Source organism: Streptomyces saintjeani, from assembly GCF_055409605.1.
Genome location: NZ_CP189624.1, coordinates 96966 through 110401 on the forward strand (window position 1 = coordinate 96966; position 13436 = coordinate 110401).

12 protein-coding genes are annotated in these 13436 nt (G+C 73.0%); 9 read left to right on the top strand and 3 right to left on the bottom strand.

The window, feature by feature from the left end; translation table 11 throughout:
• Positions 1–94 precede the first annotated feature (94 nt).
• On the bottom strand, positions 95–757 hold the full coding sequence (locus ACQCO7_RS00440; RefSeq protein ID WP_464069835.1) for a restriction endonuclease: 663 nt from the start codon (positions 755–757) through the stop codon (positions 95–97).
• 157 nt (positions 758–914) lie between these two features.
• Between ACQCO7_RS00440 and ACQCO7_RS00445 the strand changes: the two genes are divergently transcribed.
• Positions 915–1649 carry a GAF and ANTAR domain-containing protein gene (locus ACQCO7_RS00445; protein WP_464069836.1) on the top strand — a complete coding sequence of 245 codons (735 nt, stop codon included), beginning with the start codon at positions 915–917 and terminating at the stop codon, positions 1647–1649.
• 329 nt (positions 1650–1978) lie between these two features.
• Positions 1979–2896, top strand: coding sequence for an SCO2400 family protein (locus tag ACQCO7_RS00450; protein ID WP_464069837.1), 918 nt, complete (start codon positions 1979–1981; stop codon positions 2894–2896).
• A 142-nt stretch (positions 2897–3038) separates the two neighbouring features.
• Here the strand turns inward: ACQCO7_RS00450 and ACQCO7_RS00455 are convergent, their stop codons facing one another.
• On the bottom strand, positions 3039–4811 hold the full coding sequence (locus ACQCO7_RS00455; protein WP_464069838.1) for an ABC transporter ATP-binding protein: 1773 nt from the start codon (positions 4809–4811) through the stop codon (positions 3039–3041).
• Between the two features lie 108 nt (positions 4812–4919).
• Positions 4920–7118, bottom strand: a complete 2199-nt coding sequence (locus ACQCO7_RS00460; protein WP_464069839.1) for an alpha-L-fucosidase — start codon at positions 7116–7118, stop codon at positions 4920–4922.
• Positions 7119–7324: 206 nt separating this feature from the next.
• On the opposite strand from ACQCO7_RS00460, the gene ACQCO7_RS00465 reads away from it, so the two are divergent.
• The 7 genes from ACQCO7_RS00465 (at position 7325) to ACQCO7_RS00495 (ending at position 13405) form a co-directional block, all read left to right on the top strand.
• Positions 7325–8017, top strand: a complete 693-nt coding sequence (locus ACQCO7_RS00465) for a FadR/GntR family transcriptional regulator (RefSeq protein WP_409114247.1) — start codon at positions 7325–7327, stop codon at positions 8015–8017.
• A 158-nt stretch (positions 8018–8175) separates the two neighbouring features.
• Positions 8176–9294 (top strand): glycoside hydrolase family 12 protein, encoded by a 1119-nt coding sequence (locus tag ACQCO7_RS00470; RefSeq protein ID WP_464069840.1) that lies wholly within the window; start codon positions 8176–8178, stop codon positions 9292–9294.
• Between the two features lie 127 nt (positions 9295–9421).
• Positions 9422–10615 carry a serine hydrolase domain-containing protein gene (locus ACQCO7_RS00475; RefSeq protein ID WP_464069841.1) on the top strand — a complete coding sequence of 398 codons (1194 nt, stop codon included), beginning with the start codon at positions 9422–9424 and terminating at the stop codon, positions 10613–10615.
• A gap of 107 nt (positions 10616–10722) precedes the next feature.
• On the top strand, positions 10723–11349 hold the full coding sequence (locus ACQCO7_RS00480; protein WP_464069842.1) for a bifunctional 4-hydroxy-2-oxoglutarate aldolase/2-dehydro-3-deoxy-phosphogluconate aldolase: 627 nt from the start codon (positions 10723–10725) through the stop codon (positions 11347–11349).
• Complete coding sequence (locus tag ACQCO7_RS00485; RefSeq protein ID WP_464069843.1) at positions 11346–12269, top strand: sugar kinase; 924 nt, start codon at positions 11346–11348, stop codon at positions 12267–12269. The genes ACQCO7_RS00480 and ACQCO7_RS00485 overlap by 4 nt, the downstream gene beginning before the upstream one ends.
• A 16-nt stretch (positions 12270–12285) precedes the next feature.
• On the top strand, positions 12286–12987 hold the full coding sequence (locus tag ACQCO7_RS00490; protein WP_464069844.1) for a FadR/GntR family transcriptional regulator: 702 nt from the start codon (positions 12286–12288) through the stop codon (positions 12985–12987).
• A 25-nt stretch (positions 12988–13012) separates the two neighbouring features.
• A complete protein-coding gene (locus ACQCO7_RS00495) occupies positions 13013–13405 on the top strand; it encodes a GNAT family N-acetyltransferase (protein ID WP_464069845.1) in 393 nt (130 codons plus the stop codon).
• The last annotated feature ends 31 nt before the right edge of the window (positions 13406–13436 follow it).

A 13436-nucleotide genomic window follows, 5' to 3' on the forward strand; every position in this document is an offset into this window, starting at 1 on the left:
TGAGATCAGACAGGTGGGGGGAAGTGCACCTACGCGTGCACCGTATGGCCGGAAAGCACCCCCGGAACGCTCGCGGCGATACGGCGCCCCCTCTTCACCCCGCGCGCTGCCGCCGAGGCCCCCCGCCGCTCCCCCCGAGCGGCAGCAGCGAGCTGAGCGTGGCCCCGTTGTTCCACGCGCCGAACAGGTCCCGGTTGAGGGCGACGATGTTGTGCCGGACCGCCAGGTCCCGCGCCGGATCGCTGAATTCGCAGGTCGCCACGAACAGGGCGACCTCCGCGCGGTGCTCGGCGAACGCCATCCCGACGAACTTCTGCACGTCCCCGCTGGGCACCTTGCGGTGGGGCGCGTAGTGCTTGACCTGGACGACGAGACGCCGCCCGTCGGGCAGCGCGCCGACGACATCCGCCGCGAGGTCGCCCGCGCCGCCGACCACGGTGATGCCGGTGCAGCCGTCGCGCCGGCACAGCTCGGCGACGTACCGCTCGAAGTCCTGCCAGGTCAGGGCGTCGACGGCGGCCATGGACCGCTCCAGGGCGACCCGGTGCTCGTGGCGCCGCCACGCGAGGTCGCCGAGCCGGGCGCGCCGGTGCGCGCCCCACAGGAACCATCCGGCGCCGCCGGCCACCGCGACCCCTGCGAGCGCCAGCAGCAGCCAGGGCCAGCGCCACGCCACGAGCGCGACGGCGGCGCCCGCCCAGAGCGCCGCCCTCCGACGCTGCCGTACCTTCTGCCGACGCCCTCTCCGCCTGGCCATCCGCCCCCCGCTCCGCCGCACTGCCGGTCAGTGTGGAAGGGGTCCAGGGGTGCGCCAAGGGGGACTTCTCGGCCAAGGAGCCGTACCACTGCGGTTTTCCTCGCCTCCGAAGGGACACCCGGGGTGCCGAGATCGCGTGGACCGGCAGGTGGTGAGGATGGCCGAGGACGACTGGAACGCCGAGCGTGCCCGTGTCACGCACGAACTCGTCGCCGGGGTGCGGGGGTTGCCCGCGTCAAAGGTGCCGGAGGCGCTGGGCCGGGCGTGTCTCGCGCTGCTCCCGGTGGCCTCGGGGCTGTCGGTGTCGGTGCTCGGCGACAGCGCGGACCTCGGGGTCGTGCTGTGCGCGAGCGACGCGGTCGCGGCGCGGCTCGCGGAGATCCAGTACACGCTCGGGGAGGGCCCCGGCATGGAGGCGGTGCGGCTGCGGGCGCCCGTGTTCGCGACCGACCTGACGCGTCCCCCGGCCGACCGGCGCTGGCCGCTGTTCTGCGTGCAGGCCGCGAAGGCGGGCGCGGAGGCCGCGTTCTCGCTGCCGCTGGCAGGCGGGGCCGGCGCGCTCGGCACCCTCGACCTCTACCGCGAGACGTCCGGTTCACTGAGCGACGCGCAGGTGCGGACGGCCCTGCTGGTCGCCGACGCCGTCGCACTCGCCGTGATCGCCCTGGACCACACGTATGCGGCCCCCGAAGGAGACGTGACGTGGCTGGCGGGAGCCGAGACGGACCGCGAGGAAGTGCACCAGGCCACCGGGATGACCATGTTCCGGCTGGGCGTCGACGCCCAGGAGGCGCTCCTGCGGTTGCGGGCACGCGCCTTCGCCGAGGGCCGCACCTCCGCCGAGGTCGCGCTGGGCATCATCGACGGCACGCTGGACCTCGGCGACGACTGAGCGGACGAGGATCTCGCTCGCGGCGAGCGCGGCGTCCCCCAGGCCCGGGGCCGGCACCGGAGCCCGAACCCGCGCCTGCGGGGCTGTCGGCGGTTCAACTCCCTTACGCGGCAAGGGAGTACGGGTATCGCCCGATGTGAGAATCCGGTAAGCGCCTCCCTATGCCTCTGTCCCGACAATGCCAACGGCATCTCCGCAAGTGCTTCACACAGGCTGCGCACGGCCTGTCGAAAGGCTCGCTAGCGTTCTCGCCGTTCGGCCCCCCGTGCGAACGCAGCCAGGCCACGGCGCAACGAGCCGATGGCGCAGTCGAGTCAGGAAGGCCACGGATGGACTACTGCTCCACGTGCCGTCGTCATCTCAACGGTGCCCTGGTGTGCCCCGGGTGCGGTGCCTACGCCCCGGACATCGCCCCGCTCCCCGGCGGAGCGCCCGCACAGATCGCGTCGAGCACGGCGGTACAGGTCCAGCACGCCTTCCCCGCCGAGACACCGCACGACACCGCGTACGACGCCGATCCCGCCGAGACCGCGTACGACGCCGACACCCCGTACGACGCCGCCGCTGCCACCCCCGACGGGCGTGCCGCGCGCCGCCGTCAGCGGGAGCGGTGGAAGAAGACCCAGCGCCGGGCCCTGGTCGCCACGGCGGTCGCCCTGGTCGGCGGGGGCCTCACGGTCGCCTCGATGAACCGGCAGACCCTGGCCCGCACGCAGGCCGCGTCCGCGCCGGACCGGGAGACGATGGGGGTCGCCGAAGAGGAGATCACCCAGTACACGCCGGGTACGACGGCGTCCGACGCGCAGCGGGCCACGCCGGGCACGACGCCGGGCCGCTCCTCTGCGGCAAGCGGTACGACGGGGGCCTCGGGGCACTCCGCGCCGACCGTGCACACGCCGGACATGCCGCGCGAGCAGTCCGCCGCGCAGCCGCAGGGCGCCCCGGCGAACCGGGGGCAGGCCGCTCCCTCCTCGCCGACACCTTCCACCGGGTCGCAGGGCACCGCCACGACGCCGGGCACCTCGGGCACGGCGACGGAACCGACGCCCACGCCGTCGCCGTCGCCTTCCGGGGGCAGTACGTCCGGGGGCGGCACCTCGGGCTCGGGGGCCTCCGGGTCAGGCACCTCCGGATCGGGGACTTCGGGGTCCGGCACCTCCGGCTCGGGAACGTCCGGATCGGGCACCTCCTCGGACGCCACCGACCCCGCCGGGCTCTGCCTGCTCGGGCTGGTCTGCATCACCTGATCACCGGCTGACGATCACCCGCTGGCGGGCCCCGCACTCCGCAGGGCCCGCCGGTCGCCGTAAGCACCACCGGGCCACGCGACAGCACCGCCGGGCCACGCGAACTCCCCGGCCCAGGCGAGCCCCACCGCCCCCGCCCCCGTCAACTCGCCGGTGCCAGAAGCTGCGTAGCCGCCAACCGCGCGTACAACCGGTCCCCGGCGAGCAGTTCCTCATGCGTCCCCACCGCCCGCACCCGCCCCGCCTCCATCACCACGATCCGATCCGCACGGATCACCGTCGACAGCCGATGGGCCACCACCAGGACCGTCGTCTCGCGAGCCGTCTCCTCCACCAGGTCCCGCAGGGCGAGTTCGTTGACGGCGTCGAGCTGGGACGTCGCCTCGTCCATGAGGAGCAGCCGGGGCCGGCGCAGCAACGCCCGTGCGATGGCGACGCGTTGGCGCTCGCCGCCGGAGAGGGCCGAACCCCGGTGTCCCACCGGCGTGTCGAGGCCGTCCGGCAGCCGGTCGACGAGGCCGGTGAGCCGCGTGCGGGCCAGGACGTCCCGCAGGTCGTCGTCCGTCGCGTCGGGCGCGGCGAAGAGGAGGTTCTCCCGCAGGGTGCCCGCGAGGACGGGCGTGTCCTGCTCGACGTACCCGAGGCCGGCGCGCAGGTGGGGCAGGGACCAGTCCCGTACGTCGGTGCCGTCGACGAGGACGCGACCGGAGTCCGCCTCGTAGAACCGTTCCAGCAGCGCGAACACCGTCGACTTGCCGGCGCCGGAGGGCCCGACGAAGGCGGTGAGTCCGGTGGCCGGGATGTCGAAGCTGACCCGGTCGTGGACCGGCGGCAGGCCGGGCCCGTACCGGAAGGAGACGTCCTCGAAGCGGACCGGCGCGGCCGGCGTCACGGCGGGCGGGGTTTTCGCCGGGGAGACCCGGGGTTCGACGGTGAGGCGTTCGGCCTGGGTGATCCGGGAGATCGCGGCGGCCCCCTCCTGGTACTCGGTGACGGCGTCGACCAGCCGGGACACCGGGTCGATCAGGTAGAAGAGGTACAGCAGGAACGCCATCAGCGTCGACACGGGGATCGCCCCGGACGCCACCCGCATCCCGCCGACACCGAGCACCGCGAGGAACGACAGCTGCACGGCGAGCCCGACCGAGGCGTCCGCTGCGGACGACCACTTCGCGGTCCGTACGCCGTGCCGCCAGGCCCGCCGTACGGCCGCCTCCGCGCGGACGGTCTCGCGCTCCTCGGCGCCGGACGCCTTGATGGTGCGGTACGCGCCGAAGGCCCGCTCCAGCACGGTGGAGATCTCCCCCACCGACTCCTGGGCGCGTTCGGTGGCCCGTGCGATCTTCGGCATGACCAGGGCGACGGCGCCGCCGATCACCGCGAGCACGCCGAGGGTGACGCCCAGCAGGACGGCGTCCAGGGCCGCCATCAAGGCGAGCGCGGCGACGAACGCGACGGAGCCGGTGGCCGCCGAGACGACCGCGTGGGTGGTGACGGCCCGCAGCAGCGTCGTGTCGGAGGTGACCCGGGACATGAGGTCGCCCGGCGGGACGCGTTCCACCTCGGCGAGCCGCAGCCGCAGCAGCCGTCCGACGAGGGAGCGGCGCGCCGCGAGGACGACCGACTCGGCCGTGCGCTCCAGCACGTACGCGCCGAGCGCCTCGGCCGCCGTGCCGAGCAGGACCAGCGCGGTCAGCGCGAGGAGGATCGCGGCGACGCCCTCGCCCGCCGACAGCCGGTCGAGGAGCGCCTTGGTGGCGAGCGGCTGCGCGAGCCCGCCCGCCGCGCCGAGGAGGGCGAGGAGCAGGCCGAGCGCAACGGCCCACCGGTGCGGGCGGACGTACGCGCGCAGCGCCTTCAAGGTCTCCCGTGCGGGCGGTTTCTCCGCCGTGGCCTCGGGTCCGACGCCGCTCATCCACCTGCTCCTCGCGCTCTGGTCCGTCCCTCCCATCCCAGCGCGTCGCGGGCCGTCGGTCATCCCCCCGGCCAGGGGGAGCACCCCCGCCGACCGGTGGGGATGCGGTCAGAGCGCGGTGAACGTCCAGAGCAGGTTGGTGCTGGTGCCGTACGTCCACTGCTTGGTGGCCGACCCGGAGGGGACCGCGCCGCCGCCGTCGAGGACGAGGCCGGTGGCGCGGTTGGCGATCGAGTGGCGGCCGTCGCCCCGGTGGACGATCTTCCACTGCTGGGCGGCGGAGCCGTTCCAGGCGGACTGCCGGGCGGCTGAGCCGTCGGTGGTGGCGCCCCCGCCGTCGACGACCATGCCGTTGGTCCGGTTGACCAGCTTGTACCAGCCGCCCCCGGCCTCGACCGCCTGCCACTGGAGGTTCGGGCTGCCGTCCCAGGTCCACTGCTTGAGGCCGGACCCCGAGGCGACGTCGCCGCCGCTGTCGAGGGCGAGGCCGCTGGTGACGTTGGTGATCCTGAGGTACGCCGACGGGACGAACTGGACCTTCAGGGAGCCGGCTCGGAGGCCGGAGGTGTCGGTGGTGACGGTCCGGGAGGTTCCCGTGAAGTCGTCCCCGGAGTAGCCGGTCACCTGGAAGCCGGGGGCCAGGCGTACGGAGGTGAGGTCACCGGGACGCAGCCCGGACGCGGTCAGGGCCTGCGCCGTGTAGTCGCCGACGGGGAGGACGGCGGCGGCCCGGTCCTGGTGGGCGACGGCGCCGGAGAGGGGGCGCAGGCTGGGGAGCGGGCCGGAGAAGGTGAGCTTGAGGACGTAGGCGCCCGCGCTGTAGGGGGCGGTCGCGGGCAGGGTGACGCGCAGTCCGGCGGGGCCCTGCGCCGGGGCGGGCAGGTCGAGGTAGGTTCCGGCGTCGGTGCCGAGGAGCTGTGTGGAGGCCAGCGTCGAGAGGTCGATGCGGTCGCTGCCGAGCGTGGTGATCGTGAGGGAGTCGCCGGGCCAGCCGAGGACGGTCGCGTACAGGACGCGGCCCGCCTTGTCGCGGGTGAAGCGGATGTCCTGCGCGGTCCCGGCGTGCGGCCGGGTGAAGGAGCCGCCGCCCATCTTGGTGGGGCCCTCGCCGTACGCGGTCCAGGCCCGGGTCGCGTACACGGACTCGCCGAAGCGGCGCAGGTGGTCGCCGATGCCGAGCAGGATGTCCCGCTGGGCCTGCGGGATGGTGCCGTCGGACAGGGGGGCGATGTTCAGCAGGACGTTGCCGTTCTTGCTGACCCGGTCGAGGAAGGAGTGGAGCATCTCCTGGACGGTGTAGTAGCCGATGCCTTCGGTGTAGCACCAGCTGCTGCTGGAGATGCTGTCGTCGGTCAGCCAGTAGGGGGCGGTGAGGTCGGCGGGGCCGCCGCGTTCGTAGTCGAAGACCTCGCCCTTGCCGTTCATGCCGTCCTTGTAGGTGGCGACGACCTCCTGGCCCCGGCTCTCGGCCTGGTTGTAGTAGTAGGCGAGGAAGTCGAGGCGCCGGGTCTCGTCGACGGCCGTCAGGTTGAAGTCCTGCCAGAGGATGTCCGGGTGGGCCCGGTCGATGACCTCCTTGAGCTTGTCGTACCAGAGCTGGTTCTCGGCGGCCGGGCCCAGCTGGCCGTAGAACTTGCGGAGGCTCGCGTCGCTCTGCGGGGGGACGTTCTCGTAGTAGCCGGTGAAGTTGTAGGCGTGGTGCATCGCCACCAGCAGTTTGAGGCCCTCGGCGCGCACGGCGTCCGAGAAGATCCGCAGGAGGTCGAGGCCCGGTCCCTGGTCCACCGAGTTCCACTCGCTGACCTGGCTGTCCCACATGGAGAACCCGTCGTGGTGCTCGGCGACCGGCCCGGCGAACCGGGCGCCCGCGTCGGCGAAGAGCCGCGCCCACTCCTCGGGGTCGAACTTTCCGCCCGCCGACCTGAGCTTCGGCGCGAACTTCGCGGGGCGGCCCGCCGCGTCGTCGTCGCCGGTGACGAAGTGGTGGTAGGGCCAGGCCGCGGGTTCGCCGTAGGTGGCGACGTGGTGGAGGTTGGCGCGGCTGCCGGTCTCGTACATGTTGCGCGGGTACCACTCGTTGTCGTACGCGGGGACGCTGAACGCGCCCCAGTGGAAGTAGATCCCGAACTTCGCGTCCCGGAACCACTCCGGGGCCGCCGGGTGCCGGTCGACCGAGTCCCAGTCGGGGGTGTACGTGCCCGGCGCGGCCTGCGCGACGCCGGGACCGAACACTCCGCCCGCGACCGCGGCGGCGGCCACGCAAGTGGAACCGGCCAGGAAGCGGCGCCTGTTGAACGAGTTCGACATGTGCACATCCCTGTTCCGGGGGTCTGTTACGCACGAAGGTCGTTCCTGCGGCGGGGGCGTGTCAACGGGTTTGAAGGGATGAATCATCGTTCATTCAAAGGAAGTTGACAGCTTTTCTGCTGGTTTCGGCCATCATGTGGACCGCCAGACATCGCATGTTTGACGGCACTATCATCGGGCGAGGGGATCAACGGGAGGGAAGCGGAATGTCGCTGACGGACAGGGCCATCGCGCAGATCCGCGAGCTGATCCGGACGGGCGCGCTGCCCCCCGGTTCGAAGCTCCCGCCGGAACCCGACCTCGCCGCCCAGCTCGGCCTCTCCCGCAACCTCGCCCGCGAGGCCGTCAAGGCGCTGGCCGTGGCCCGGGTCCTGGAGGTCCGCCGGGGCGACGGCACGTACGTCACCAGCCTCCAGCCGAGCCTCCTCCTGGAGGGCCTCGGCGGCGCGGTCGAGCTGCTCCAGGGCGACTCGGCGGCCCTGAAGGACTTCATGGAGGTGCGCCGCCTCCTGGAACCGGCCGCCACCGCGCTCGCGGCGACCCGCATCTCGGACCCGCAACTCGCCGAGGTGAAGCGGCATCTGGAGGCGATGCGGGAGGCCCGCGACGACGTCGAGCAGCTCAACGCGCACGACGCGGCCTTCCACCGCGCGGTCGTCACGGCCACCGGCAACGACACGCTGCTCACCCTCCTGGAGGGCATCTCCGGCCGCACCCTGCGCGCCCGGATCTGGCGCGGGCTGGTCGACGACCGGGCCTCGGGCCGCACCCTCGCCGAGCACGAGGCGATCTACGCCGCCCTGTCCACCCGCGACGCCGGGCTCAGCCAGGCCGCCGCGCTGCTGCACGTGAGCAACACCGAGCAGTGGCTGAGGGAACATCTGCGGTCGCACGCCTGAGGGCCCGGGGTCGAATTCCGTTCGACGGGGTGACAGGGGCAGCGGGGCCCCCTATAGTCCCGACCAACACGCTATGGGAGCGCTCCCACCGGGTGCGGAGGCGGGGGTTCCCAGGATCGGTGTCCTGTCTCCGGCCGTACCTCCGAAAGAGGCCCCGCATGCGACCGTCACCGCACTTCCCCCACTTCCCCCTGCTCGGCGCATTGATGACCGCGCTGGTCACCGTCGCCGCGCTCTTCACCATGACCCCGTCGGCGCAGGCCGACACCGTGCTGTGCGACGAGTTCGCGAGCACCACGATCCAGGGGCGCTACGTCGTCCAGAACAACCGGTGGGGCACGTCCCAGACGCAGTGCGTCACCGCCACCGACTCCGGGTTCCGGGTGACCCGGGCCGACGGCTCGGTGCCGACGAACGGGGCGCCGAAGTCGTACCCGTCCGTCTTCAACGGCTGCCACTACACGAACTGTTCGCCCGGGACCAGCCTGCCCGCGCAGCTGTCCCGGATCTCCAGCGCGCCGAGCAGCGTCTCGTTCGGGTACGTGTCGGACTCGGTGTACGACGCCGCGTACGACATCTGGCTCGACCCGACGCCCCGCAAGGACGGGGTGAACCGGACGGAGATCATGATCTGGTTCAACCGGGTCGGGTCGGTCCAGCCGATCGGGTCGCCGGTCGGCAACGTGACGGTGGGCGGCCGGAGCTGGCAGATGTGGCAGGGCGGGAACGGTACGAACGACGTGCTGTCGTTCGTCGCGCCGTCGGCCATCGGCAGCTGGAGCTTCGACGTCATGGACTTCGTACGGCAGACGGTCTCGCGCGGACTGGCCCAGAACAACTGGTACCTGACGAGTGTGCAGGCCGGGTTCGAGCCGTGGCAGAACGGTACGGGTCTCGCCGTCAACTCCTTCTCGTCCAGCGTGAACACGGGCAGCGGGCCGGGCAATCCCGGTGGCGGTACGGCCTGTTCGGTGACGTACGCGACGAACGTGTGGGCGGGCGGGTTCACGGCCAACGTGACGGTGGGCAACACGGGTTCGGCGCCGGTCACGGACTGGCGGCTGGCGTTCGCGCTGCCGTCGGGGCAGCAGATCACGAGTGCGTGGAACGCGTCCGTGTCGCCGTCCTCGGGGTCGGTGACGGCGGCGCCGGTGGCGCACAACGCGACCATCGCGCCGGGCGGCACGCAGTCGTTCGGGTTCCAGGGGACCTACAGCGGATCGTTCGCGGCGCCCTCGGGGTTCAGTCTGAACGGGACCGCCTGCGCGTCCGCGTGACCTGACGGGCGGCGTCGGGGTGACGTTGTGAGAAATCTGTGCGCCGTCGGAACCGATCGGTGGATCTTGTGCCTCTTGTGAGGTGTCTCCCCACCGCCGATCCTCACCGACGAGACAAGGAACCACGTTGTCGCACGCACGACGCCTCATCACCGGCGCCACCCTGATCGCCGCTCTCACCACCGGAGTCCTGCCCGCCACCAGCGCGTACGCCGCTCCGTCCCCCACCGTTCCCGCCGCTGACATGGAGGGCGTGGAGACCGCCCTCAAGGCGGCCATGGCCCAGGGCGCGCCCGGCGCGATGGCCCGCTTCGTCGGCCCGTCCGGCGTCCAGGTCCGCACCGCCGGCGTCCTCGACCGGGAGTCGGGCGCTCCCATGGACATCCACGCGCGCTTCCGGATCGGGAGCGTCAGCAAGACGTTCTCCAGCGTGGTCCTCCTCCAGCTCGTCCAGGAGGGCAGGCTGACGCTGGACGCGCCGGTGAACGAGTACCTCCCGGGCCTGCTGCCGGACGACCGGATCACGGTGCGCAACCTGCTGACGCACCGCAGCGGGCTCGCGGACTACACGGACGACATGTTCGAGCACACCGTCCCGGGCTTCGAGGCCGTCCGCAACCGGGTGTTCAGCTACCAGGAGCTGCTGGACCTGTCGCTGGCGCTGCCCCGGACCACGGAGCCGGGGGTGTCGTACCGGTACTCCAACACGAACTTCGTGGTCGTCGGGATGCTCATCGAGAAGCTGACGGGGACGCCGGTCGCCGCGCAGTACGAGAAGCGGATCTTCAAGCCGCTGGGGCTGCGTGACACGCTGTACGTCCACCCCGAGACGAAGATTCCCGGCTTCCACGTGCGCGGGTACCTGCACCCGGACGAGGCGGGCGCGCCGCTGGTCGACTCGACGGAGCAGACGGTGTCCTGGGCGCAGTCCGCCGGGGCGGTCATCTCCAGCCCGGCCGACCTCAACACGTTCACGACGGCGCTGATGCGGGGCAAGCTGCTGTCGCCGCAGATGCTGGACGCGATGCGGACGGTCACGCCGACCGACACGACCAACACGCGCTTCTACGGGCTGGGGCTGCGGCGGTACGACCTGACCTGCGGGGTCCAGGTGTTCGGGCACACCGGCACCGTCCAGGGCTTCTACACGTACACGTTCGCGACGAAGGACGGGAAGCGGGCGCTGTCGGCGATGGCGAACACGTCGAACAAGGGGTCCGCGAACACGGCGCTGGGCGGGACGCTGGAGGCGGCGTTCTGCGGCAAGAAGGCGCCGGCGAAGTTCAAGGCGGCCGATGTGGACATCGCAGAGCAGCGCTGAGTCCCGGCGGGGCCCCGCTTCCGGTCCGAGGTTCGGGCCGGGGCGGGGCCCTCGCCGTTCCCGGGCGACTCTTGGCCGTGACCGTTAATTATTATTTAATACCGCGTGTGTCTCCCACCGACTTCACCGCCCGCCTGGCCCACGACCGCCTCGCCGCGATCGTGCGCGGCCGGTCGGCGGACGCCGCGCTGCGTACCGTCCTGACCCTCGTCGAGGAGGGCGTCGGCCTCGTCGAGGTCTCCCTCAACACGGCGGACGCGTACGGGGTGATCGCGCGGGCGGTCCGTGCGGCGGGCGGCGACGCCCTGATCGGCGCGGGCACCGTCGTCACCCGGGACCATCTGCTGCGCGCCCGGGACGCGGGCGCGTCCTGGATCGTCACGCCGGTCCTGGGCGAGGGCGTCCACGCCGCCGTGGAGCAGGAACTCCCCGTCCTCGCGGGCGCGTTGACGCCGACGGAGGCGTACGCCGCGATGGCGGCCGGGGCCAGCGCGGTGAAGCTGTTCCCCGCCTCGCTGGGCGGCCCGGCCTATCTGCGGGCCCTCAAGGACCCGTTCCCGGACCTGCCGGTGGTCCCGGTCGGCGGCGTGGACGCCGATTCCGTGCCGGAGTGGTTCGCGGCCGGGGCCCTCGCCGTCGGCGTCGGCTCGCCCCTCGTGGGGGACGCGGCGCACGGGGGCGACCTCGGTGAACTCCGGTCGCGCGTACGGCGGTTCCGCGAGGTGGCGGCATGAGCGCCGACGTCCTGACCTTCGGCGAGACGATGGTGTCGCTCCAGGCCGAGGGCGGGCTGACCGTGGGCGCCGCCGCCCGTACGTCGGTCGCCGGGGCCGAGTCGAACGTCGCCGTGGGGCTCGCCCGGCTCGGTCACCGCGTCTCCTGGGCGGGGCGGCTGGGCGCGGACGAACCGGCCCGGGTGATCCTGCGGGCGCTGCGCGGGGAGGGTGTCGACGTCCGGCACGCCACGACCGACCCCGAGGCGCCGACGGGGGCTATGCTGCGGGAGCGTCTCGTGGGTGACGTGAGCCGCGTGCACTACTGGCGTACGGGGTCCGCGGCCTCCCGGCAGCGACCGGCGCACCTCGCCGCCGCGCTGGCCGACGGGGCGCGGCTGCTGCACGTCACCGGCATCACCTGCGCGATCGGTGCGGGCGACGCGGTGACGGCGGCCGTCGAGCACGCCCGCGCGTACGGCTGGACCGTCGTCCTCGACGTCAACCACCGTGCGCGGCTGTGGAGTCGGGACGCGGCGGCACAGTGCCTGCGTCGACTGCGCGGGCAGGTCGACGTCCTGGTCGCCTCGGACGACGAACTGCCCCTGATCGCCGACGACATCGGCGAGCTGCTGGCCGGTGGGGTGCGGGAGGTGGTCGTCAAGCGGGGTGGCGACGGGGCCGATCTGTATACGGCCGCCGGTGGCCGGCTGCGTCAACCCGCGTTCGCGGTACCGGTGGTGGACACCGTCGGGGCCGGGGACGCGTTCTGCGCGGGGTATCTCTCCGGGCTGCTGGACGGGCTGGCGCCGGGTGAGCGGCTGCGCCGGGCGGCTGTCGTCGGGGCGTTCGCGGTGGCCTCGCGCGGGGACTGGGAAGGGCTGCCGCACCGGGACGAACTCGCCCTGCTGGACGCGCCGTCCGGCAGCGCGATCCGCTGAAGGGGCGTGGGGGGACATGGCGGCCTACTCGGGCCGGGGTGTGCACGGTCAGGTCGTCCACGCGCTGGGGGCGCGCATCGTGGGCGGCGGGATCGCTGTGGGCGCGACGCTGGAAGTGGGCGCGCTCGGCGCCGAGTTGGATGTCAGCCAGACCGTGATGCGGGAGGCGTTGAAGGTGCTCGCCGGGAAGGGGCTGATCGACGCCCGGCAGAAGCGGGGCACGTTCGTCCGGGAGCGGGCGCACTGGAACCTCCTCGACGCCGATGTGATCCGCTGGCGCATGGAGACGGGTGACGGCGACCGGCTGCTCCGTGATCTCACCGACGTCCGCGCGATCGTCGAGCCCGCCGCCGCACGCCGGGCGGCGCTGCACCGTACGGACGCGGACCTGACCGCGCTCGACGCGGCCCTCGACGCGATGGGGCGGGCGCGGGGCGACGCCGCCGCCGAGGCGGACGCGGCGTTCCACCGTGCGCTGCTGACCGCCACCGGCAACGAGCTGCTCGCGCGGATGGACCTCCTTCTGGAACCCGGCCTGCGGGAACGGGATCGCATGGCCCACGCGCACGCCGACGTGGTCGACCCCGTCCCCAGCCACCGCGCGGTCCTCGACGCGGTCCGCGAACAGGACCCCGCCCGCGCCGAGTCCGCGATGCTGGCCCTGCTCGCGCAGGCCGCCGAGGACGTCGAGTCCGCCGGGATGCAGCCCCGTTCCTGAGGGGCGGCCCGTCTACGATCCCGGCATGACGATCACGTACGCCTGGCGGGGCCCCTTCGACAACGCCGCTCTCGACGCGCTGCACGCCGACGGTTTCGGCCATCCCGCCTCCGGGACCGACTGGGCGGAGCGTCTGACCCGCCACAGCCTCGGCTGGGTCTGCGCGTACGACGGCGGCACCCTCGTGGGATTCGTCAACGTCGCCTGGGACGGCGGCACCCACGCCTTCCTCCTGGACACGGTGGTCGCCCGGCACTGCCGCGAGCAGGGCATCGGTACCGCCCTCGTCGCCACCGCCGCGGAGAAGGCCCGCGCCGCCGGCTGCGCCTGGCTGCACGTCGACTTCGAGGAACCCCTCCGCGCGTTCTACGACGCCTGCGGCTTCCGCGAGACGGCCGCCGGGCTGCTCGCCCTCTGACCCGCACACCGGATTGACGTCGCGTGTGCTG

What these genes read in the sequence shown, in the direction of transcription:
- ACQCO7_RS00440 (WP_464069835.1), bottom strand. Translation starts at nt 757, where the DNA reads ATGGCCAGGCGGAGAGGGCGTCGGCAGAAGGTACGGCAGCGTCGGAGG.
- ACQCO7_RS00445 (WP_464069836.1), top strand. Translation starts at nt 915, where the DNA reads ATGGCCGAGGACGACTGGAACGCCGAGCGTGCCCGTGTCACGCACGAA.
- ACQCO7_RS00450 (WP_464069837.1), top strand. Translation starts at nt 1,979, where the DNA reads ATGGACTACTGCTCCACGTGCCGTCGTCATCTCAACGGTGCCCTGGTG.
- ACQCO7_RS00455 (WP_464069838.1), bottom strand. Translation starts at nt 4,811, where the DNA reads ATGAGCGGCGTCGGACCCGAGGCCACGGCGGAGAAACCGCCCGCACGG.
- ACQCO7_RS00460 (WP_464069839.1), bottom strand. Translation starts at nt 7,118, where the DNA reads ATGTCGAACTCGTTCAACAGGCGCCGCTTCCTGGCCGGTTCCACTTGC.
- ACQCO7_RS00465 (WP_409114247.1), top strand. Translation starts at nt 7,325, where the DNA reads ATGTCGCTGACGGACAGGGCCATCGCGCAGATCCGCGAGCTGATCCGG.
- ACQCO7_RS00470 (WP_464069840.1), top strand. Translation starts at nt 8,176, where the DNA reads ATGCGACCGTCACCGCACTTCCCCCACTTCCCCCTGCTCGGCGCATTG.
- ACQCO7_RS00485 (WP_464069843.1), top strand. Translation starts at nt 11,346, where the DNA reads ATGAGCGCCGACGTCCTGACCTTCGGCGAGACGATGGTGTCGCTCCAG.
- ACQCO7_RS00490 (WP_464069844.1), top strand. Translation starts at nt 12,286, where the DNA reads ATGGCGGCCTACTCGGGCCGGGGTGTGCACGGTCAGGTCGTCCACGCG.
- ACQCO7_RS00495 (WP_464069845.1), top strand. Translation starts at nt 13,013, where the DNA reads ATGACGATCACGTACGCCTGGCGGGGCCCCTTCGACAACGCCGCTCTC.